This window comes from Candidatus Thiodiazotropha sp. AKIB8 (assembly GCF_058244675.1).
The window spans coordinates 1-23,649 of sequence record NZ_JBSYOO010000031.1; the positions used below are offsets into that span (position 1 = coordinate 1).

Annotated in this window: 15 protein-coding genes; 4 read left to right on the forward strand and 11 right to left on the reverse strand. The window is 48.2% G+C overall.

Features of this window, described 5'->3' with window-relative positions; all coding sequences use genetic code 11:
* Positions 1-198: 198 nt before the first annotated feature.
* From AC4IFB_RS08910 to smc, 4 genes are all read right to left on the reverse strand, one after another.
* Entirely contained in the window at positions 199-492 is a 294-nt protein-coding gene (locus tag AC4IFB_RS08910; protein WP_490776081.1) for a segregation and condensation protein A, read from the reverse strand.
* Positions 493-557: 65 nt separating this feature from the next.
* The gene (gene ligA, locus AC4IFB_RS08915; protein ID WP_490779976.1) at positions 558-2,588 is read right to left on the reverse strand and encodes an NAD-dependent DNA ligase LigA; all 2,031 of its coding nucleotides are present in this window, start codon (positions 2,586-2,588) and stop codon (positions 558-560) included.
* Positions 2,585-3,436 carry a cell division protein ZipA gene (locus tag AC4IFB_RS08920; protein ID WP_490779977.1) on the reverse strand — a complete coding sequence of 284 codons (852 nt, stop codon included), beginning with the start codon at positions 3,434-3,436 and terminating at the stop codon, positions 2,585-2,587. The genes ligA and AC4IFB_RS08920 overlap by 4 nt, the downstream gene beginning before the upstream one ends.
* A 4-nt stretch (positions 3,437-3,440) precedes the next feature.
* On the reverse strand, positions 3,441-6,944 hold the full coding sequence (gene smc / locus AC4IFB_RS08925) for a chromosome segregation protein SMC (protein WP_490779978.1): 3,504 nt from the start codon (positions 6,942-6,944) through the stop codon (positions 3,441-3,443).
* 777 nt (positions 6,945-7,721) lie between these two features.
* On the opposite strand from smc, the gene AC4IFB_RS08930 reads away from it, so the two are divergent.
* The 4 genes from AC4IFB_RS08930 (at position 7,722) to AC4IFB_RS08945 (ending at position 11,710) form a co-directional block, all read left to right on the forward strand.
* Positions 7,722-8,741, forward strand: coding sequence for a hypothetical protein (locus AC4IFB_RS08930; RefSeq protein WP_490776077.1), 1,020 nt, complete (start codon positions 7,722-7,724; stop codon positions 8,739-8,741).
* A 44-nt stretch (positions 8,742-8,785) separates the two neighbouring features.
* Entirely contained in the window at positions 8,786-9,667 is an 882-nt protein-coding gene (locus tag AC4IFB_RS08935) for a hypothetical protein (protein WP_490779979.1), read from the forward strand.
* A gap of 341 nt (positions 9,668-10,008) precedes the next feature.
* Positions 10,009-10,398, forward strand: a complete 390-nt coding sequence (queF, locus tag AC4IFB_RS08940) for a preQ(1) synthase (RefSeq protein WP_490776075.1) — start codon at positions 10,009-10,011, stop codon at positions 10,396-10,398.
* A 31-nt stretch (positions 10,399-10,429) separates the two neighbouring features.
* Positions 10,430-11,710: an FGGY-family carbohydrate kinase gene (locus AC4IFB_RS08945; protein ID WP_490779980.1), complete on the forward strand. Its 1,281-nt coding sequence runs from the start codon at positions 10,430-10,432 to the stop codon at positions 11,708-11,710.
* A gap of 219 nt (positions 11,711-11,929) precedes the next feature.
* On the opposite strand, the gene AC4IFB_RS08950 is transcribed toward AC4IFB_RS08945, so the two are convergent.
* The 7 genes from AC4IFB_RS08950 to hypF form a co-directional block, all read right to left on the reverse strand.
* Positions 11,930-13,717: a hypothetical protein gene (locus AC4IFB_RS08950; protein WP_490779981.1), complete on the reverse strand. Its 1,788-nt coding sequence runs from the start codon at positions 13,715-13,717 to the stop codon at positions 11,930-11,932.
* 13 nt (positions 13,718-13,730) lie between these two features.
* Positions 13,731-14,423: a DNA-primase RepB domain-containing protein gene (locus AC4IFB_RS08955; protein WP_490779982.1), complete on the reverse strand. Its 693-nt coding sequence runs from the start codon at positions 14,421-14,423 to the stop codon at positions 13,731-13,733.
* Between the two features lie 48 nt (positions 14,424-14,471).
* Entirely contained in the window at positions 14,472-16,937 is a 2,466-nt protein-coding gene (locus AC4IFB_RS08960) for an immunoglobulin-like domain-containing protein (RefSeq protein ID WP_490779983.1), read from the reverse strand.
* A 31-nt stretch (positions 16,938-16,968) separates the two neighbouring features.
* Positions 16,969-18,552: a hypothetical protein gene (locus AC4IFB_RS08965; RefSeq protein ID WP_490779984.1), complete on the reverse strand. Its 1,584-nt coding sequence runs from the start codon at positions 18,550-18,552 to the stop codon at positions 16,969-16,971.
* Positions 18,553-18,952: 400 nt separating this feature from the next.
* A complete protein-coding gene (amrB, locus tag AC4IFB_RS08970) occupies positions 18,953-19,744 on the reverse strand; it encodes an AmmeMemoRadiSam system protein B (RefSeq protein ID WP_490779985.1) in 792 nt (263 codons plus the stop codon).
* 141 nt (positions 19,745-19,885) lie between these two features.
* The gene (gene amrS / locus AC4IFB_RS08975) at positions 19,886-20,968 is read right to left on the reverse strand and encodes an AmmeMemoRadiSam system radical SAM enzyme (protein ID WP_490776070.1); all 1,083 of its coding nucleotides are present in this window, start codon (positions 20,966-20,968) and stop codon (positions 19,886-19,888) included.
* A gap of 167 nt (positions 20,969-21,135) precedes the next feature.
* Positions 21,136-23,487 (reverse strand): carbamoyltransferase HypF, encoded by a 2,352-nt coding sequence (gene hypF / locus AC4IFB_RS08980; RefSeq protein WP_490779986.1) that lies wholly within the window; start codon positions 23,485-23,487, stop codon positions 21,136-21,138.
* Between the last annotated feature and the right edge of the window lie 162 nt (positions 23,488-23,649).

The window sequence follows — 23,649 nt, forward strand, 5'->3', positions numbered from 1 at the left end:
TAGGTTTTGAGTGCATTACTGTAGCCTGGATGAAGCGCAGCGGAATCCGGGGAAAGGTGCAGGTTATCCTGGGTTTGCTGCAGTCCGGTTTAGTGGTTTGGATGACTCTGTATGGGTTTTGGTGGGGCATGGCCCCACCCTACCAGAGGGTTAGGTTTGCTTAGGGCAAAGCTGAATTCATTTGCGATTGAATCTGCCCTACTCCTCGGATTCTTTTTTTGTTTTACCGATGCTTGAAATAGGCACGACCTTTGTTTGCGGTGGCTCATCCACAAAGTAGGGACGCTCCTGAGCGGTTCTTCCCCCCTCATCTGCCAACTCTTTTTCCCGTGCTGTAATCAAACCAAGACAGTGGCGAATATCCTGGATGGTATTATCAGACAGTGGGTGCCTCAGACTCTTGGACTCTGGGGTGACTTCGCGAACGATGGTGGTGAGCAGCTTACGCATCACCATCATAATCTCCCGCTCATTACTCGATACTTCATTCATTGGCTTTTTCCATTAAGACAGATCAATAACACAAAGCTAACATGAGACAGATGCCAATAAAACGCTTATTGGGAGACGTTATTCAGCAAAACTTTCAGCGCCTCTTCATCGAGGATCTCTACACCCAGTTTTTCTGCTTTCGCCAGCTTTGAACCCGCTGCCTCCCCTGCCACTAGGAAATCAGTCTTACTGGAGACACTACCGGTAACCTTCGCACCCTGGGCAATTAAAATCTCTTTTATCTCATCACGAGGTTGACTCAATGTGCCAGTGAGAACGAAAGTCTTGCCTGCCAGATGGGTCTGTTCAGCTTCAACTCTTACGATCTCTGGCCACTCAATACCCGCTTCCAGCAGCTCATCTATTACTTCACGATTGTGTGGTTGGCGGAAGAAAGAGACGATATGTGCTGCCACGACAGGCCCAACATCCTGTGTCTCTTGTAGTGATGCTTCATCGGCTTGTTCAATTGCAGTCAGGGTTAAAAAGTGTTGAGCCAACGCCTGGGCGGTCGCCTCACCTACTTCACGTATCCCCAACCCGTAGAGAAAACGATTCAGGGTAGTCTGCTTACTCTTTAGCAGCGCATCGAGCAGATTCTGTGCAGACTTCTCTGCCATTCGCTCAAGACCACTAAGCTGTTCCAGAGTGAGGGTATAAAGATCGGCAGGGGTATTCACCAACTTCTGTTCAACCAACTGCTCGACCAGTTTGTCCCCCAATCCTTCGATATCCATCGCCTTGCGTGAAGCAAAATGTTTGATCGCCTCTTTCCTCTGTGCCGGGCAATAGAGGCCACCGGAACAGCGTGCAACCGCCTCCCCTTCCGCAGTAACTATCTCAGAGTCACAAACTGGACAATGGTCTGGCAGCACCACTGGGAGACTCGAATCCGGTCGTTTTTGCAGAATCACACTGACCACTTCAGGGATTACATCGCCAGCACGACGAACCACTACAGTATCGCCAGCTCGAACATCCTTGCGCTTCACCTCATCCATATTATGCAGCGTGGCATTACTCACAGTGACGCCTCCAACAAACACGGGGTGCAGTCTCGCTACAGGCGTGACTGCTCCGGTTCTGCCCACCTGAAATTCGATTGTTTCGACTTTGGTCAACTCTTCCTGAGCCGGAAACTTGTAGGCCACAGCCCAACGTGGCGCTCTGGATACAAATCCAAGCCTCTCCTGAAAATTCAAATCATCCACTTTGAAAACCACGCCGTCGATGTCATAGGGCAGAGCATCCCGCTGTTTTGCCAGACGCTGGAAGTAGTCGATGCACCCTTCAGCCCCTGCGACTACCTCCATTAGGGGTGAAGTTGGAATACCAAACTCTCTGAGCGCGATTATAGTATCGCTGAGATTGATCCCGGATTGGGAGGGGATCACCTCACCAAACCCATAGGCGAGGAAGGCTAATGGCCGCTTAGCAGTGATACGAGGATCGAGCTGACGCAGTGATCCTGCCGCCCCATTGCGTGGATTTACAAGGCTCTTTTCACCCGCTTTTCGGGCGCGTTCATTAAATTTTTCGAATCCGGCTCTGGGCATGAATACTTCGCCCCTGACCTCGAGGATTTCAGGCCACTCATCACCCTGCAGATTCAGAGGAATGGCTTTGATGGTTCGAACATTACTCGTGACATCTTCACCACGGCTGCCATCACCCCGCGTTGCCGCTAATACCAGACGCCCTTTCTCATAACGCAGATTGATCGCCAGACCATCGAGTTTGGGTTCAGCCAGGTAGTGGATCGGTTGCTCAGTATCAATTTTCAAACGGTCTCGAATACGCCGTTCAAAATCCCTCATCTCTGCCTCATCGAAGGCGTTGTCGAGGGATAGCATCGGAACCTGATGAGCAACCTCATTAAAGTGAGACAGGGGTTTGTCACCCACCCGTTGGGTCGGTGAGTCTGGATTGATCAGAGAGGGGTATTGCTGTTCCAGCCCCTGCAACTCCCGCATCAGGCGGTCATATTCGACATCTGGAATCTGAGGCTCATCATAAACATAGTAGCGTCGATTGTGGTAATCGATCTCCCTACGCAACTCATCAACCCTTGCGACGGTCTCAGGGGTTGGTTTCAACCCTTACTCCTGGCCAGCTGTACCTGCCGACGGTGCTCAGTAATCTGCCCCCTCAGATGCTCTATCGTCTGCTTGGTCAGGGCACTATGGGTCTCATCCTGCAGTTCGCCATTGAGCGTTGCTGCAAGCCGTTCTGCGGTGAACAACATATCCGAAAAAACGGCCATGCCATCACCTCCAGGGACAGGTAGCTGGGTAAACAGGGTCAATCCCGGTGTTTCGAATTGCTCCAAATCCTTATCCGGAAAGGTTCCAGGCTCCACCATACTGGCAATGTTGAATTGTGGAATTAGTCTGCTGTCACTGCTGAGTCGTTGATAGATAGGCAATTTACCCAGCACAAGCCCGACATCATTCATCGCTTTCTGAATATTAACACCGTTGAATGGTGCGCTTTTAGCTTTGAGATTGATCTGTAAGATCAGCTTCGGTACATCAACCGGGGACTCCTCTTGAGCACTGAAACCGAATAACTCCTGCTGTTCAGGTGTAGCAGCTGGTTCCCCTGCATTCAACTCCAGGTCAGACTCTGGATCATCTTCAGCATGCATGCCTTTGATCCCATCTATCCCAGGGTAGAGTTGTTCGGTATCTTCATCATCCCATTCAGCCCAGGTATCTTCCTCATCCGTAGAGAGCTTATCCTGGTCATCATGCGTTACAGGATCACTATCGGGCTCGTCCGCTAACAACGACTCGCTGATCTGCGGCTCGTTGAATTCAGGGGCCACTCGACGCCGCGCCTGAGCGATTTCACGTTTGCGTCTGCGGGTTTCGTAGAGATATATCGCACCCAGAAAGACAACCCCGAGTACAAGAAGAACGATGCGCAGTGTTGTGGCATCCATGACGTTACAGTGCGGCCAGTTGAGCCGCCTCCTCCACGTCGACGGTTACCAAGCGCGATACACCTGGTTCATGCATGGTGACACCAGAGAGTTGATGAGCGATTTCCATGGTAATTTTATTGTGGGTAATAAATATAAATTGTACCTGATCTGACATAGATTTCACCATCTCGCAAAAGCGGCCAACGTTGGCATCATCCAAGGGGGCGTCAACCTCATCAAGCATACAAAAGGGTGCCGGATTGAGCTGAAAAATTGCGAACACCATGGCCACTGCAGTCAATGCTTTTTCTCCACCCGACAACAGGTGGATGCTGGCATTGCGCTTGCCGGGTGGACGCGCCATTACGGTCACCCCGGTGTCGAGCAGGTCCTCTCCTGTAAGTTCCAGGTAAGCATGTCCACCACCAAAAAGGCGGGGGAAAAGCTCCTTGATACCAGAGTTCACCTTATCGAAGGTCTCTTTGAAACGAGTGCGGGTCTCCCGGTCAATTTTGCGTATGGCATTCTCCAGGGTCTCAAGAGAGCTGGTGATATCTGTATGCTGCTCTTCGAGATATTTCAGCCGCTCTGATTGCTCCTGATACTCGTCGATAGCGGCCAGATTGATCGGCCCCAAACGCTGGATTCGGCTGGCCAGTGACTCAGCTTTCTGCTGCCATGTCTGTTCATTGGCATCTTCAGGCATGGTTTTAAAGAGATCTTCGGTATCCAGTCCTTCCTCGTTCAGCTGCTCCTTGAGGGTGCTGCAACGTACTGTCACTTCCTGGCTCTGCAGGCGTGCTTGATTGAGTTTTTCCCGACGCTCCTGCACCAGCTGCTCAGCCTGATGCCGTTGTTGCTCACTCTTTCGCAGATGTCCATCGACATCCTCTAAGCCCTGCCTGACCTGGTTCAGCTCCCGCTCGACGCCAGTCCGCTCTTCGAGTTTGATATTGAGATCCTGCAACTGCTGCTGGATTGGAACATCAGCACTGTCCAGACTATGTTTCAACTCATCACGACGCTGGGATAAGTGGCTGAGCTGACTGCGGGCACGTTCCAGGTTCTGTTTCAGAGAGGCGTGTACCGTGCGCATCGACTCAACTTGCAGCTCACGCTGATGGGTTGCTGTCCGTTGCTGATTAAGTTTCTCTCTTGCTTCGGTTACCTGGTTTCGAAGATCATCACGATTTTTTACCAGTGACTCGCGACGACTGCCCAGGGTCTCGATCGACTCCAGGGCCGCATGCAGTCGCTGCCTGGTCTCTTCCATCAGCATTTGGTCAGTTTCGATCTGCTCTGCAATCTCTTTCTGTTCCTGCTGCAGCTGTTCACGACGTTGGCGCAAATGGTCTGCCCGGGTACGCTTGCCACTCAGATTTGAGCGGACTTCAGACAGCGCTCTATTCAGTTGATTGAAGCGTGTTTGCGACTGCTCCCTCTCCTGCTCCAGCTGTTTGAGTCTCTCTCTCCCCTGCTCCAGGTGGTCTGCCAATGTGGACACCTGATGCTGCTGCTGTTGCAGAGTCTCTTTAAGGCTTCTCAGCTCTTCCTCACGACCAAGCACACCGGCGTTCTCATCCGACTCACGGGTGATTCGCAACCAGTTACGACCAACCCAAATCCCATCAGGTGTAATTAAAGATTCACCGGAATTGAGACTGTGACGGCGATGCAGAGCAGTGTCGAGATCATCCACCATGCGAACGCCTGCCAATAACCCATGTAGATCCCAGGGCGCTTCGATCTGGCTTGATAGCGCATCAGGGTGAAGCGGCTCTGAGTCAGTAGTCCGCTCTTCCCACAATGTCACAACACCTTTCTCGAGCTGTGGCAGATGGGTTTGCAGTTGCTCCAGGTTGTCGACACAAACTGCCTGCAGATAAAAACCCAATACAACTTCAACAGCCTGCTGCCATTGTGGTGCGACTTTGATCTGCTGTGCCAGGCGTTGCGCGGTTTTCAGTTGTGCCTGGTCGAGCCACAGGGCCATATCAGTTCCCGATTCACCCAGCGCTGCCTGCTGTAGTGCATCCAAAGAGGCTTGTCGCCCCTTGTTCGATTGCAGCTCGGCTCGGGCCTGATCGAGTTGGTTCATCTCCTGACTATTCAGATCCCGTTGCTGGTTGATCTGCTCAACCATTTCGCTCAACTGATTATGTAATATTTCGACCTCTTCCTTCTGTCCCGACTCTTCAGTTTCAAGCTCAGCGATCTCACCCAGCAGACGGCTGTCATCAAGTCTTGCCAACTCTTCATCAAAACGCTGCAAACGTCGCTCTAAATTGCTACCTTGCTGCTCCAGATGGTTGATGCGCGTACGCTCCACCTGGGCAGATTGAGCCGGTTCAGCTGCCTGTTGATTGAACTGTTCCCACTCAGCCTGCCAACTCTGCATCGCCTGCTCAGCCTTGTTCAAGACTTCTGATAAGCGCAACTCATCTTCGCGGGCCTCCATCAGCAGAGGTTCTTCAGTCTGCAGATTATTGTCCAGCTCAGTCAGTCTCTCTTCATCCTGGGCGCGATGTGCCTCTGACTCCAGAAAAGCCTGTTCAACCTGCTCCAGATCTTGCTGTTGCTGGCGCATCGTATCCCGTGCAAATTGTATTGCCTGCTCCAATCCACTGATATCGGCGCCAAGGCTGTAAAAGCGACCTTGAACCTCGTTGAACAGATCATTGGCTTCGGTGTGCTTCTCACGGTCCGTTTCAATCACAGATTCGAGTTTGCGCTGTTCAGCAAGCGCTGCTTCCAGATGGTTCTGCAGCTCAGCGATCTTACGCTCCCGCTGTTGCAGGTCGTTATCGAGAGTTCGCCAGCGCAGCGCCAATAATTCTGCCTTGGTCTGACGCTCCTCCTTCTTCAGAAGTTGGTACTTCTCAGCGGTAGCCGCCTGACGCTGTAGATGTTGCAGCTGCTTTGCCACTTCATCCCGCAGATCGGTAAGACGTTCGAGATTCTCACGGGTATGGCGGATGCGGTTCTCTGTCTCTCGTCGGCGCTCTTTATATTTGGAGATACCCGCAGCCTCTTCCAGGAAGGTGCGAAGATCCTCAGGTCGAGCCTCAATCAGGCGGGAGATCATGCCCTGCTCGATTATGGAATAGCTACGTGGTCCCAGACCTGTCCCTAAAAACAGATCGGTTATATCGCGACGGCGACAACGCACGTTATTCAGATAGTAGAGGGACTGCCCATCCCGTGAGACCTGGCGTTTGACCGATATTTGGCTGTATTGGGCATACTGACCACCGGCCCGACCCTCGGCATTATCGAACATCAGTTCAATAGTCGCGGCACCAACCGGCTTACGGGCAGTGGAACCGTTAAATATGACATCCGCCATCGATTCGCCACGCAGCATCTTGGCTGAGCTTTCACCCATCACCCAGCGAACCGCATCGATAACATTGGATTTGCCGCAACCATTAGGCCCAACGATGCCAACCAGATTACTGGGTATAGGTACAGTAGTTGGATCGACGAATGATTTAAATCCGGCGAGCTTGATTTTCTCCAAACGCATGGGCGGCTAAAATACACCAAAGAGGGGCATTGTTACAGAGGACAGTGCAAAAATTTGCACTTCACGAGGTAATCAGGCCGGATTCGGCATTGTTATTGATGATACGGGACTCAATGGACCGTCACTAGCTCTCTCTACAGACAATGACTTTATCGTCTCTCAAACAACGAATCTAAATGGGTTGAGGATCTCGGGATACTCACCGGATATTGTCTTATTAGCCAGACAGAACAGATACTCTCGCTGAGAGTCAAACAAGCTCGACTCCAGCTAAACCTCTTACTTCGGCACCAGCCAAACCATCCGTTGCAGTCCCGAACCACACCAACGACATCAATCCACGACTGATACCCAATTAGATTATGTCTAGCTCGCTAGTCGACACAGACAACCTCTAGCTCCGCAACTGTCCTCTTTGCTATAACTCATCAGCATGACATTAAAAGTAAATACTTTAACTCCCAATCCAATCAACTTTTCAACTAGAAAATTAACTTTTCTACTGTATACTTATAAAAAATTTTATGGTTAGTATCTATATGGAGTACGTGAATAGGGAGTCCATCAAAAATGGAATTATTTGGCCACACGCGCCACCTCTAATATTTTCATTTTCTGCAGTCTATTCCTTCATTTGATGGCAAAGCCTAAATTTCCAGCATCTGTTTAGCTTTTCATGCTGAATATGTAAACCAGCATTCAGCAATATTGTCATGACTCTACTTGCATGCATTATTTATTCAACTAGATTTTTTGTTACGAGACAAAGGATTGAAAGTGTATATTTTAAGAAAAACAGCTTTTCTATTTGTAGTTTTATATCTGATTAATGGTTGTGCGACCACGCAGCAGAAGATTATTGAGAATAATTACTCTGATTCAGTATTTGACGCCAATATTTTAGTGATCATTCCTCAGGATCATCTTATTGGAACAGTACACGCAACAAGATCCAGTCAGACGACTATAAACACTCAAATACAGTATGGCGGCGCATTTGGTGGATTGGTTGGTGGTGTTCTAGATGCAATCCACACTTCTGCTAGCATTAAGAAAATGCATAATCTAGTCGCCCCCTTAAATAATAGGGTTGGCGATCTGGACTTTAAAAGCGACTTCATACATAAACTAAAGGATAAATTTATATTCACCACACCAGAACGAATTAAATTGGTAGAAGAGACACCCGAATATGAGGCAGATCTAATTGCATTGGTAAAAAAAACAGAGCAACCAACCATTGTCATCAAGATAAGTTATAGCCTAGACCCCAACTATCGGACCCTCATGATGGATAGCGTCGTTAGTCTTTGGCTGGAAAAATCGGGTACGCCGTCTTACATAACTACAGTTTCATACTACTCACCACCAATCACACAATTCCTTTCCTACTATTCAACAAGCCTGAGCGATGCACTATTGTTGCGCGCAATCGATAATCAAGAGACACATGTCTATGCTAAAAATATAGAGCTTTGGGCAGAAAATCGTGCATCCGTCTTCCGTAAATACTATGCAGAAGGAATTGAGGAAAGCTTAAACATTATAAATGAGGCTCTATTAAATAAGTATGACTCACAGAATCTAGAAAAGAAAAAAGTTTCTAATTTTGTAGATTACCATGGTAAGCCATATATTAGTTTTGGCCGTGCCTTTGACCACGTAACGGTAGGAAGAGTCATAAAAGAGCAGAACAATCGTTTGTGGCTTCTCTCTAGTGACGGATCATTTTCCTCATACTACAACGGACCAGTCAAAAGAACAGCCAAAAATAAATCAACCAGACGTTATCGTTAAATACACAATACTCTCTTTAATAAATATTAAAGGATTTCACGGTCGTGCAAAAAATACATTTAAAATCAATTAGCCTACTACTAGGCATATTAATCTATACATCCAATTACGCCTTTGCATCGGCTAATTTTAATTTTTATCAGGATAAGACACCAACGGACACACCGAAACATGCCATCGTAAACGTAACTGCGCAGGATCGTATAGCAGATCCATATAAAGAAGATTTGTTACTATCAGTTCAAAACGAATTCTTGTTAAGCGGCCTTGATATAGTCATAGGAAAAGAAAACATAGTTGATAATAATACCCTTTCTCTAGATATTAGTTTCTCAATTGAGAACGGTTTAAGATCACATATACTAACTAAGAATAATCACAATTACTTTGTAGAGAACATAAGTCGCGCTAAATTTAAAATAAAAATATCTTCTTTATCTCAGAACAGCCCTTTCATAGACTTGGATATTGCTCTGGATTCCCAAATTATAGGACTGACAGATAATGGTTACGACTCTATTGAAACAATGAATAGCATTTTCACCAGAGCAGCCGGCCTGATGGCAAACCTGGTATTTGCAAATTTTTCAGATAACAGCGATATCACCGGCACCTGGCGAGATACTCTTGGCACAACCGTTATTATTATCAAAAATAAACAGGGTGAAGATGAGTATATTGGTCATGTACACACAAAAAATAAGCACAAGATTATTGGGTTCTCTGTCGGCGAAACCATTTACCAATTCCAAAGTAATGTAACAAACAAACAGAAAATCGAAGGTAAGTACAAAGTAAGCTATTCTGATGGCAAAGAACCCGCATGGTTTCCTGCTGAATTCATAATATATGGAAACATGTTGATTATGAAACCCATCTCACTGAATGCACCTGTAGTAATGTCGTTTTATATCAAACAAAGATAAGTTCACGTAGATTAGTTGACAAATCTCTAATTTCGTCTCAGAAATCCGGCGGAACTGGATTGATCCATCGGTATGGTCGGTTTACACGCCTACAGGAATCTTAATTGAATATACCCTGCTTGATTATGGAATAGCTGCGTGGATCCAGACCTGTCCCAAAAATAGTTCGGTTATATCGCGACAGCGTCAACACACGTTATTAAGATACTAGAAGGACTGTCCATCCCGTGGGACTGTTTTTTATAAGTTATTGTTTTCAATTGAATATAAATGAAATACTTTAGACTGGGCAGCGGCTCACGTATAATCCAACGCGATTTTAATGATGAGAATGTAAAACCATGCCCAGCCAACCAAGCAAAGATCTGGAAACCTTCGACAATCCTCAGCAGGAGAGAGACTATACGATTCGTATCAATATTCCCGAATTTACCTGTCTCTGCCCAAAGACAGGTCAGCCAGATTTTGCTGAAATGACTCTGGAGTATGTACCTGAGAAACTCTGCGTTGAGCTTAAAGCACTGAAGATGTACATTTGGTCCTTCAGGGATCAAGGGGCATTCCACGAAGCAGTGACCAATGAGATTCTCGCTGATCTGGTGAGTGCCACCCAACCCCGCTATATGCGTCTCACAGCAGAGTTCAATGTTCGTGGCGGGATCTATACCACAGTTGTAGCGGACCATAGAGCCGAAGGTTGGCAACCACCTGTAGCGGTTACCCTCCCTTAGACAGGAGGGGTAAAAAGCTGGAGGCATGCCCATGAGCCTTTTTATCGGAATCGATCTGGGCACCTCCGGCTGTCGCGCCATTGCCATCGACGAAAATGGAGTGGTCAAATCGATGGTCAGTTCTCCCTTACCGGAGTCAACATCTCCCGCCGAAGGATATCAGCAACAAAATCCCCTCGAGTGGTGGCAGGCGGTGATCAAATTGCTCCAGGCAATTGGAGAAGAGACTGCTGATCAGAGTGTGGACGGTATTGCGGTGGATGGCACCTCATCAACCCTACTGATCACAGACCGGCAAGGAGAGCCACTTACCCCGGCCTTGATGTACAACGACACGCGCAGTCGTGATGGTTTGGAGCTACTTAAGATCTTGGCGCCTGAAGGCAGTCCGGTTCTAAGTGCCAGTTCAAGTCTGGCAAAACTCCTGCATCTTAATAAAAAGATCGGCAGCCAAAGCTTTTATGCACTACACCAGGCGGATTGGATTCTGGGGCAGTTGTCGGGAGAAATCCCAATCAGCGATGAAAATAATGCCCTGAAGCTGGGGTACGATCCGATTAAACGTCAGTGGCCCGTCTGGATCTCGCAACTCGACATCCCTTTCGAAGCCTTCCCGAAAGTCTATCCCTGTGGAACCAAAGTTGGAAAGTTGAGTAAGCACGTTGCTGATGTGACAGGATTGATGCCCGGTATCCCCATCGTCACAGGCACCACAGACAGCAACGCAGCCTGTTTAGCTTCAGGCGCCACTGCCATAGGTGATGCCGTGACCTCTCTCGGCAGCACCCTGGTATTGAAGATTCTCTCAGATCACCCGGTATTCGATTCCCAGTATGGTATCTATAGCCATCGCCTGGGGGATCGATGGCTAGTCGGTGGTGCATCAAACAGTGGAGGTGCAGTTCTACGGCATCACTTCAATGACCAGGAGATGGCCAGACTCTCACCTGAACTTAAACCCGATCAGTCAACGGGACTGGATTACTACCCACTCAACTCGCCAGGAGAACGATTCCCAGTCAATGACCCCGATCTGCCCCCCAAGCTAGTACCAAAGCCCAACAGTGATCTGCTTTTTTTCCAAGGGTTGCTGGAAGGCATCGCCAATATCGAACAACAGGGTTATCAACGCCTGGCAAGTCTGGGCACGCCTACACCGAAACAGATATTCTCAATTGGTGGTGGCGCTATCAATGAACCCTGGCGAATCATGCGCCAGCAGCGGTTAAAGGTGCCGGTCATTCGGTCTGAACAGCAAGAGGCAGCATATGGTGTAGCATTGCTCGCATTGAAAGGGGTCAACCCTAGTTAAAAACATAGTGCAATGAACTTCTACAAGTCCGTAGCCTGGATGAAGTGCAACGGAATCCGGGAGAACAGTGCACCAATCTTCCCGGATTCCGTTGCACTCCATCCAGGCTACATTGCTGACACTTTTTTGCTAGCCTTGCTTGAATGGTTTCAGATTGAACATAACGGCCCATCTCAATCAACGACATCGTAAAAAAAGACCTGTGATGTTAAGAGCCTGTTAACGCTCTACACTACGAATCAACTCAACCACTTCACCCACCTGATTGGACTGGACATCACTTGCCATGGCTGAAAAACCGATCACGGGAACACCGATCCAACTCTGATTAACATCTGGGCCTAAGCCACCGATGGATTCGGTCAGCAGGCTGATATCGGGGTTGGTTTCGTAGTTATAAATATCGAAGAAGGTGACAGTCAGCCAACCTGCGGGATAACCATCATCCACAATGAACACTGTGCCTTGATTACTGACATTTCCTGCTCCTAGAAAAGGATGACTGTAACGGTGGATGATGCCTTTCACATTGACACTACGCTCAAAGTCGTACCATCCAGCATCAATGGGAACAATACCGTAAGATATACGAAAATCCCACATCGGGCGCGCCCTACTTTTGTAGTCGTAATACTCTATTGTACTGATGATATTAGAGACAAAATTTTCAGACCCATTTATGTCAAATCCAGCAGAGATACAAAGATTTCCCATCCCATCATGCGGATAGTCCTGAACCAACACCCCAAGCAGAGTTACCTCACGACCATCATCCACTCCATCATCCAGGGCACCCACACAAGCAGGTACATACGAGTACAATTGATTGGTCAGTGATCTACCGATATAGATACCGTGTTTCCTCATCGGGAAGGTCAATACTATATCGGTCATTCCATTAACACGCTCATCAACAAAGTATGGTGCTGAAATGGCACTTGCGCTCAGTAACATCGCAATCGGGAGAGGATTTGATCCCATGGGTACTGACCGTGATGGCGAGATATTGTGCAGTGCGCCGGTGTCATATTCGGTCAACGGCAGGGTGTCTCCCTTCATCCCGTCACCCTGTGCATTGGTGATGTACGCCTCCTGGATATTCCCGGAGGCCAACGAAGGCAGACGATAGTGCACGGGATCATCTGTTAGGTAGTGCTGGGCAACCGAGGTATAACGATCGATGTGCACCCCTTCCTCCACAAAGGCGGTACCACTGGCCGCATTGATGATGATGCCATAGGCATTAATAGCACCGTTTGGCGCTACCAGACCTGCGTTGTGGCTGTTGTCATAGGGTGAAGCTGGATCACCGCTATCCTCTGCGATGCCATTCGACCCCATACTCCCCGGTTCAAAACCATTGATCTCACTAGTATTCGACACACCCGCCGCCCAGGCATCGCTAACAACAGAGCAGTCTGCCGGTTGTCCGTCGTTACCATGCAACAACCCATCCGGAATGGAACGATCTCCGGCAGCGGTATCGACAATCCCGTCAGCAATCCCACTAATGTCGATCTCGGCCTCATTGCCACCATCCGAAGCTGGCCCATCACCATCGGCGATATCACCTATCTCAATAATCTCAATATAACCTTGTGAAAGATCCTCATCTGCTAGAGCTGTATAGCTATTTTGCAGGTCTACACCGGCCTGAAATGTAGATTTTGTCGGATAAGTACAGCTCTCATCCTCGGTGATGAGATTGGGAAGCCCGCTGTTCGGGTTCATACGCAAGGTAGCGTTCCAGACATCATAGGGGGAGAGATAGAGGTTGATGTTCAGTAGATCCGCAGAGATAAGGGAGTCGAGTATGCGTACCCGCACCACCTTGAATAAGTTACTGGTGTTGGTCACCGTGAAGTTGGTGATGATGTTATTGTTTACCGTGTAGAATGGTAGCAGTGCTACCTGTCCGGTACGGTCGTGATTAAGGTGGGCTGCAAAAAGAGCGCCGTTTGTAGATACCAGTAGTAAAACAATAAAAAAACTAAATCCTTTCAACACAACCCTAACTCCATTATCTAAAAGTATTGATAGAATAAACGCCTTGTATATCAAGATCTAGTAGCTTTTCAATCTGCTGATTATTAAGCGGCCGGGCTTTAGCAGTCTCAACCACTCTGGGTAATCGGGGCTGACTGATCTGTTTCCTGCGCCAAAAGCCAGGCAGCTGCATCGCTTGATTGAGCGCCTGTACACGACTGTCTCCTTGGTAGCGTTTGGCCAACCTTTGCTGACAAGCCTGAAACTGTTTTAAACCAAGATCCTTTACCAACCAGTAGTTATGAAAGTGATGGGGGGAGGTCTCTACCCGGATATGAGGAGGAATAGTTAAGCTTTGGGGATCACCACCCAGATCATCATCGATAAACAGTGCCCGCACATGAGTAATATCACCAATCTCCCGGCCACGACCATTGGTACGATTGACAGTAACTGTGACTACTGCACCTTTTTTGTTGAGCCGAACAAGTTCATCCCAGCAGTTTGATATTGAACCATGCAGCGCCTTTTCAAGTGGATCATGAGCCCCTGACCGGGTGTATGCCGAATCGGAGAAGGTACGAAAGGAAAAAACTGCCCCCGGCTTATCCAGGTGTTTCAGAAAAGTCTCTGCCTCATCTCTTTGCGGCTCAAGCACTCTGCCCTGCTCTGCGATCCACTGAGCAATATGAGCCACAATTAAATCCCGATAGAAACGCCCACTCATCAGCTCATATACCAATTTTAAATATAGGTGGAGATAAAGCTACGCCAGCTATTCGATTGTTGAAATTATGGTGTTACCCCAGCCGACAACAACAGCTTGCCTATCATTTACAGCAATGCCATCCAGGTAGTTATCAGTAATAGTGCTCTCAACGGTCCAGGCAATGCCATCCTCACTTGAGGCTATTACACCTCTTCCCACACCGAGGTATTTTGATCCCGTCCATAGGGTATGCCGCAGAGGTACGGATATACCATTTCGGGCAACACCTTGTTCGTGTGAATACCAGTTCACCCCATCGTTGCTGATATAAACATTCGTATCGTTATACTCAGGCAGTGCGACAAACTGCTCACCATTAAATGAAATATCAACCAAACTATCCTGAAACGCTCCTTCCCCTATGACCCTCGTTGAGTTCTCTCTCCAGTTCAACCCATCAGGGCTGGAAAATACCGGACTGATACCACTTGGATTTCGACTCCCTACTGTAACGAACTCTGTACCAGTCCAGACAATACCCTTGATATAATTCACATAGAAATCACCACGATCCACTTCTGACCAGTCGACACCGTTCTCGCTGTTAACGATCCTGCCACCAATACCTATGGCAACAAACCGTGAACCAGACCAGGCAATATCATAGAGATCCTCAATGCCGTATTCTATTGGTACTCCCGGTTCAACTACTGTCCAGTTTGACCCATCCGGACTACTGATAATCACCCCCCCTTCACCCACGGCAAAGAAGCCTTCATCAGCCCATATAACTCTATTCAGATCTAAATCTGTAGCTGAGTCTTCATTCATCCAGTCGATTCCATTGCAACTGCTCACTATTCTCCCAGAGTTCCCAACGGCAACATATTTTGTCCCATTCCAGACCACATCATTGGAATCTAATAACAGTGAGTTTGGATCATTGTACTTACGCCAACTGATGCCATCAGTACTTGACGCAACGACTCCTAAATACCCTACAGCAACAATTTCTGATCCGCTCCATATTGATTTGATAATACCTGATGAAGAGTCAGCATGCTGTGGCGCCCAGGAAACACCATCTTCACTGGTGTAAACATCATTCTCACCATAATTTATTGCGACAAGTTGCGTTCCGGTCCAGGTAACAGATGAAAACCAACCAGTAGTCCCTGCATCCTGTTTTGTCCAGCTGAGACCATCAGGACTCGTAAGGATGAGCCCCTCGGTACCAACAACGACCACTTGATTACCTGTCCAAACGATATCGCTAGGTTGAGGTTGAATGCCCATCACCAAAGGTTGTTGTAAATCCATCAACCTATTAACCTCTAACGTTGTGTCGATATGGTTCCATGAGATACCATCCACACTGGTTGAAATAAGCCCTCGGTTATAATCCTTTGTTCCTCCTGCGATATAACGCTCACCAGTCCATTCGATGGCATAATATGATGAGGTTTCCAAAGGTTCTTGATGACTCCACTCAACACCATCACGGCTGCTGTAAATCGATCCGCCTGTGGAGACAGCAATCAATTGATTACCATCCCAAATAACATCGTACAAAACCCGATTACCGAGCTGATTCTGAACACGCCAGATTATGCCGTCTGGGCTGGTAAGCACCAATCCTGTTTTCCAATTATCGCCACCGACCGCCACAAATTGACTCCCGGTCCAGGTAATGGCTTGAATGGTGGTCAAAGTCCCGGAATCCTGTTCATACCAATTCAGGATATCCCTACTGGTAAGGATGGTTCCGTTATTTCCTACTGCAACCAGTAACTCGCCGTTCCAGGTAATATCCTTCAACGAGTTCCCCCTGGGTAGTGGATTACGCCACACCCACTCATTCGGTAGTGCTGCTGGTGCTGGGTCAACAACTTGATCATCAATGACTACTACATTGCGGGTGAGCTGAATGGCTGCATTACCCGAGGCATCGCTGACATCGTAGGTCAGAATATAACTGCCCGGTGTCGACATATCGACTGGCTCACCGCTGATAACGATGTTTTCGCTGATATCACCATCGACATTATCACTTGCTGTCGCGCCGGGTTCGGTAAAAGCGCCACATGCCGATAGATTGATCTCTACAGGATTCTCGCCCAGTAAGACGATTTCAGGAGGAGTTGTGTCGATCACCATAACCCTGCGAATGAGCTGAGTGGCGGCATTACCCGCTGCGTCGTTGACATCATAGGTCAGGAGATAGGTACCAGGAGTAGAAGTATCGACCGCGTCACCGCCAATTACAATGCTGTCACTAATGTCTCCATCGCTATCGTCGCTGGCTGTGGCGCCTGGATCGGTAAAAGAGACACTGGCTGAAACATCGATCTCTATGGGATTTGCACCGAGCAAGGTAATTTCAGGTGGCGTCGTATCCGTTTGATCACTATCTCCGCCACCAGAGCCACAGCCATTTAGAAAAATGAGTAACATGAATAACAGGAGTGATTTTAAGGTCAACACCTTTGCGATATTGGCCGCATTTCCAAATGAACTTACTGCAGGTAACATTTGAACACGTCCATTGTTATTAATGATCCAGCTAACGATCAATTCTACGAATCAACTCGACCACTTCACCCAGTTGGTTGCTATTGAGTTCGCTCACCATGGCAGAAAAACCAATCACTGGAAAACCAGTCCAAGTATTCTCAACAGTAGCGCCCAAACCGCCAGAGACTTCGGTTAGGAGTCTGATGGGAGGATTTCTTTCATAATTATAATAATCTAGGAAGTTAATAGATAACCAGCCAGCCTCAGCACCATACTCCATGAGCCATAAATTATCATACCCACTTCCAAAAGGAGGGCCAAAAAGGCTAGAAGATGATTGATTGACACCTCTAACATTGACACTGCCCCTAAACCGGTATTCCCCAGCTGTAACAGGCTGAATGCCAAAGTCTTGAGAAGTATCCCACATACCAGACTCACCATCTTCATAGTCATAATATAGTATTCTACTCACAGGTTCTGCGCGGTAATCCGTCTCAAACCCAGCATTCGAGCAAAGCCCTCCTGCCCCATCATGTGGGTAGTCATCTACCATCGTATTTAATGAGTCGATCATCACCTCTCCACCATCATCAACTCCATCGTCCAAACTACCCACACAAGCAGTAATATTTGTGTTCAGGTTATTAGTCAACGACCCACCATTGTAGATGCCATGCTTTCGCATCGGGAAGGTTAGTACAATATCCGTCAAACCATTCACGCTCTTATCAACAAAATAGGGTGCAGAGAGCGTACTTACACTCAGAATGGTTGCAATTGGTAACGGATTCGAACCCATTGGTACTGAAGGCATTGGTGAAATATCCTGCAGTGCTCCGGTGTCGTATTCGCTCAGAGGCATGGTATCACTCTGCATCCCATCACCTTGTGCATTGGGAATATGAGCCTCTTGAATATTCCCAGAAGCAAGAGAAGGCAGACGGTAGTGTACTGGATCATCCGGCAGGTAGTGCTGAGCAACTGATGTGTATCGATCGATATGTGTTGCCTGTTCAACAAAAGCGGTGCCACTGGCAACATTAATCATGATGCCAAAAACACTAATACCTCCGCTAGGCGCAACCAGTCCTGCATTGTGGCTATCTTCATAGGGCGCATTAGAACTGCCACTATCCTCTGCTACCCCTTCAGAACTCATGCTGCCCGGCTCAAAACCGTTAACCACAGACGCACTCTCCGCTCCCGCAGCCCAGGCATCACTAACCACAGAACAGTCTGCAGGTTCAGAGCTACTGTGCCACAACCCCTGAGGAATGGAACGATCTCCCGCTAGACTATCGACCACCCCATCAGCAACTCCACTCACATCGATCTCTGCCTCCATACCACTATCCAATGCTGGTCCATCTCCGTCTGCAATATCGCCAATCTCAATAATTTCCACATAGCCAAGTGTGAAATCCTCAATACTGATTGCAGAGTATCTATTTTGCAGATCCTTTCCGGCCTGTAGTTCTGTCTTGAGGGGATAAGTGCAACTCTCATCCTCGGTAATAAGATTCGGCAGCCCATTACTCGGGTTCATGCGCAAGGTTGCATTCCAGACGTCATGCGGAGAGAGATAGAGATTGATATCCAGTATGTCTGCAGAAATTTTAGAATCAAGCAACCTTACCCGCACCACCTTGTATCTATCGCTGGTGTTAGTCACAGTAAAGTTGGTAATGAAATCATTGTTTACCGTATATAAGGGCAAAATTGCCACTTGTCCGGTATTGTTATGATTTAGGTGAGCTGCAAAGAGTAGACTGCCTGAACTGATGAGAAGCAAAAACACAATGAACCTAAATCTACTCAACATCAATTCCACTCCTTTGTATAGAAATATTGTTCCTGAAGATAATTCTACCAGATAGCAGATATTTACCTGGTGGATTTTTATAACATTGCGGATGATACTATCTATATGGGCCACCAGAGTAAAGTACGCCGCTCCCACACATCATTACAATAACGAACGGTTATCAGGCCAGGAATCACAAATGCTTTTGAATAGATGGAGATGATCACTATGATCTGTTGAAAGCATAGGCGCCATAGCCGACTACACGGTTTTTATCCCCAGCGGTATCACCTGAGTTACGCAGATCTATAATCTCTCCCTGCAGGCCTAATTTTTTCGCTTGCAACAATAGACCTTGTATCGGAATTCTGCCACAGGCATCTTCATACCTGATTGAGTCAGGGTCGAGAGAGAGAATCGACTCACTGGTCTGCTGATCCATACGTTGCGCCGTGACATAGTCATGATAATGACTGAGGTCAGAACTGATCACAATCAGTGTCTCATCACCTCCCCAAAGCTTGCCAAGAACCTCTGATACAACCTCTCCAGAAACATCACCAACCACAATTGGAATCAAGCTGAATGACTCCAATACCTGTTGCAGGAAAGGGAGTTGTACCTCTAGTGAGTGCTCATTGATATGGGCCTGATCAAGATAGGCAACCTGAGGCATATCGACCAGCTGGGCAATGGCTTCTCTATCCAGGGCTATATCACCCAGAGGAGTTCGAAAGTAATCCGCCCCACTGACTGCCAATCCAAGAAAGGGAACACGATGGGAAGGCCCTAACAGTACTACCCGTTGAATCTTTTCAGTTACTGACTTAAGGCGAGCATAGACTGTCGCAGCCACGGCACCTGAATAGATATAACCAGCGTGAGGCGCTATCAGAGCTTTGGGTGGGACGCCATGGGGTACCACATGATCGAGATAGTCAGAGACCATTTTTCGCAGTCCCTGAGGATCTCCAGGATAGAAGATATCAGAAACTGCAGGTTGTCTGATTGATGTCATAAAGCACCTCTACATCTAAGACGCTGGCTATGCTGAATTCAAAAATTGTGCACATAAGCCCTATACTGACTCTATGTTGAAAAACTTCGCAACAACTAGCTGTCATATAGCTTGATCCAAATCATCTCATGTCACATTTGATCAAGAATCGACCAGTGATACCTTGATCAGCTGCCGACGACTTCCCCAATTACCTGGTTGAGATTCAAAGAGCCCTGGTAATCGGACTCCACAGTTTTTACAGCTCCCATCTTCAGTAAGCGCCCAGTCCCCCAATTCATACCAATCCCGCTGGATCAACCGTGCACCGCAGTGATAGCACCAGGTGCTCGACTCATTCGGGTCATGTACATTACCGACGTAGACATAGTGTACGCCATTCTCAATGGCAATCTTTCGTGCACGACTCAGGGTTGCATGGGGTGTAGAAGGATGATCACGCATTTTCCAATCAGGATGGAAAGCTGTGAAGTGTATCGGCACATCAGCACCCAGCTTTTCCACCACCCATTGACTCATCGCTTCGATCTCCTGATCTGAATCGTTCTCTCCGGGTATCAGCAGGGTCGTAATCTCAAACCAGACTGAGGTTTCTGACTTGAGATACTCGAGGGTCTCCAGCACTGGCTGCAGATGCGCACCGGTTAATTTATAGTAGAAAGCTTCATTGAATGACTTAAGATCGATGTTTGCCGCATCCATATACCGATAGAACTCAGCCCTGGGTTCGGCGCAGACATAACCTGCAGTTACCGCAACTGACTTGATGCCGAGCTCCGCACAGGCCTGGGCTACATCGATCGCATACTCATGAAAGATCACAGGATCATTGTAAGTATAGGCGACACTTCGACAGCCACTTCTGCGGGCACTTTGTGCTATTGCTTCCGGGGATGCCGTGTTTGCCAGAGTCTGCATCTCTCTCGACTTGCTGATATCCCAGTTCTGACAGAATTTACAGGCTAGATTACACCCAGCAGTGCCAAATGAGAGTATTGGCGTACCAGGGAGAAAGTGATTCAGCGGCTTCTTCTCTATCGGATCGATACAGAACCCACTCGAACGACCATAGGTGTTCAATACTATGGCGCCTTGATGGTTTTCCCGCACGTAGCAGAATCCCTGTTTACCCGCTTTGATCTTGCAGAACCTGGGGCAGAGATCGCACTGTACCCGATCTTCTGAGACGCTATGCCAATAGTTTGTTGGAAAATGGTTATTCATCAGACACACCCAACATGATGGGTTCTCTACTATAAATGTAGCCTGTTCAATCTGAATCTGTAGGTTCGCTTCACCGGGCAACTGAATATTGCATTCTCTGTTTCATCTTCTGAGTCATGTTCTATACGCAGACGGAACAAACGCTGATGCGATATGCACCAATGCTCCTATTGATTCAGCTTTAACACATTCGCTGCTCCAATTGCTGCCTGTCCCAGGGCCAATCCCCCATCATTTGAGGGCAGCTGATGGTGGGAGAGCACCCCGAAACCCTGCTTGATCAAATGGTCTGTAACCAACTCGAACAGGGTCTTATTCTGAAAAACCCCACCAGAGAGGGCAATTGTGTTGACCCCCGCTTGTCTTGCCAAGACTGAGGCCATATCAGCAACACTCAGAGCCAGCCCAAAGTGAAAACGCCAGGCGATAATCTCTCGGGAAATCCCACTCCTCAGATCTTCCAGCAAACTTGACCATAGGGATCCACTATCCAACCGAAGCAGATTGGAATCAGAAACAATCTGCAGTCGGTAGTTCCCATTCCCGGAGTTGCGTCCCTGCTGAGCCAATGACTCCAGCTCAATGGCCGCCTGCCCCTCATAACTGATCTGCTCACGACAGATATTCAATAGCGCTGCCACCCCATCGAACAGGCGTCCACAGGAGCTGCTCAGTGGCGAGTTGACACCACCTCTGATCATCTGCGAAAGCACCTCCACAGGCTGATTACTCAACCAGCTCACCGGCTCCAGATCACACCATTGGTTGATTACATTCTCCCACCCCAGATAGTGATTGAGTTGGCTGAATGTATTACGCCAGGGCTGTCTGATCGCCTGGGTTCCTCCTGGTAGTGCAACGCTACTGAGGTGGCCGAGTCGCTGATAACCGGTGTAGTCAGCGAGTAAAAACTCTCCGCCCCAGATAGTGCCATCTTCACCATAACCTGATCCATCCAGGGCGATGCCAAGCACTTGTCCACCACTCAGTGGCCAGCGATTGTCTGCCAGTACACTGGCGATATGAGCATGATGATGCTGTACCAGCAGTAACTCTAAATTGCTCTCTTCTGCCAATGCCCTGGCGTGTTGTGTCGATCGGTAGTTGGGATGCAGATCTGCTACCAGATGGGTTGGATGGTGATCATAAAGGCTGGTGTACAACTCCAGGTTTTTCAAATAGTCCTGATATGAGATCAGGTTTTCCAGATCACCAATATGCTGGGATAGTATCCCTTGTCCCTGACGAAGCAGACAGAAGGTATTCTTTAACTCACCCCCCAAGGCCAACAGTTCAGGAACCTGCTCAAATCCTTCAGGCAGTGGCAGAGGTTCCGGAGCATAGCCTCGTGCCCGTCTCAACAGCCTCGGCTCACTATCAATCAATCGAACCACTGAGTCATCAACCCGGTTAATGATCTCCCGATCATGTAACAGAAACAGATCGGCCAAAGGTTGCAGACGTTCTGTTGCCTCCCGGTTGTCGATACATTGTGGCTCCTCGACAATGTTTCCACTGGTCATTACCAATGGTCTATTCCAACTGGCTAAAAGCAGATGGTGGAGTGGTGTATAGGGCAGCATGAAGCCCAGGGTGGATTGCCCCGGTGCGAGATTGTCAGGCAGCAGAGCTTCATCATCACGGCTCAGCAGTACAATCGGAGCGGCACTCTCAGCCAATAATCTAGCTTCTGTCTCACTGAGAGAGCAGTAGTTTCGAATCACCGAGCAGTCTCTTGCCATCAGGGCAAAAGGTTTTTGGTATCGTCTCTTCCTTTGACGTAAGGTCGCCACCGCCATCTCATTGGTTGCATCACAGGCCAGATGAAACCCCCCTACCCCTTTGATCGCAACTATCGCGCCTTGATCTAACTGCCGGCTGGCTTCATGAATCGCATCTTCATCTCTGTTGTCAGATTCGATTTGATTCCCCTGAGCATCACACAACCAAACCCTGGGACCGCAACTTGGACAGGCATTGGGCTGAGCATGGAAACGTCGGTCAGCCGGGTTTTCATACTCACGGCGACAATCTTCACAAAGCGTGAAATGTCGCATGCTGGTATTGGCGCGGTCATAGGGTATGCCTTCGACTATGGTTAGCCTGGGGCCACAATGGGTGCAGTTGGTAAAGGGGTAGCGATAGCGTCGGTTATGGGGATCTTGAAAATCCTCAAGACAGGCATCACAGGTTGCTGCGTCTGCTACCACCCCAGCCTGTATCTCCCCTCCCTGACTGGTGGCGATAACGAATTCAGACGCTTCCGGTAATTCAGAGACTGACTCACGCTCAAGCAGATCAATCCTTGCAAGCGGAGGCGGCTGTTCAAGCAATCGACGGCAAAAACGGTCGATCTGCGACAATTCACCACAGAGATGGATCTGTACGCCTTTTGCATCATTCCAGACTCTGCCTCGCAAACCGCACTCACGAGCCAAGTGCCAGACCGTGGGACGAAAACCAACCCCCTGAACCAGTCCCTGTACACGGATTCGCTCAGCTGTCTCATGCTGTGCCACTGACTTAAAATGACCTGATATGGCGCGGCCAACTATCTTTTTGAAGCGTCATTGTCCTATCATCCTCATGACCTTGCTATTACAGAAACCAAAAATTCATGGCATGCTTGATCACAATATATAATCTTTTGAAACGAATCCACAGACTATAACTGAAACAAC

Bases quoted from the DNA above. Each gene is read 5' to 3' on its own strand.
- AC4IFB_RS08910 (WP_490776081.1), bottom strand. From the start codon at position 492: ATGAATGAAGTATCGAGTAATGAGCGGGAGATTATGATGGTGATGCGT.
- AC4IFB_RS08920 (WP_490779977.1), bottom strand. From the start codon at position 3,436: ATGGATGCCACAACACTGCGCATCGTTCTTCTTGTACTCGGGGTTGTC.
- smc (WP_490779978.1), bottom strand. From the start codon at position 6,944: ATGCGTTTGGAGAAAATCAAGCTCGCCGGATTTAAATCATTCGTCGAT.
- queF (WP_490776075.1), top strand. From the start codon at position 10,009: ATGCCCAGCCAACCAAGCAAAGATCTGGAAACCTTCGACAATCCTCAG.
- AC4IFB_RS08945 (WP_490779980.1), top strand. From the start codon at position 10,430: ATGAGCCTTTTTATCGGAATCGATCTGGGCACCTCCGGCTGTCGCGCC.
- AC4IFB_RS08955 (WP_490779982.1), bottom strand. From the start codon at position 14,423: ATGAGTGGGCGTTTCTATCGGGATTTAATTGTGGCTCATATTGCTCAG.
- AC4IFB_RS08960 (WP_490779983.1), bottom strand. From the start codon at position 16,937: ATGTTACCTGCAGTAAGTTCATTTGGAAATGCGGCCAATATCGCAAAG.
- amrB (WP_490779985.1), bottom strand. From the start codon at position 19,744: ATGACATCAATCAGACAACCTGCAGTTTCTGATATCTTCTATCCTGGA.
- amrS (WP_490776070.1), bottom strand. From the start codon at position 20,968: ATGAATAACCATTTTCCAACAAACTATTGGCATAGCGTCTCAGAAGAT.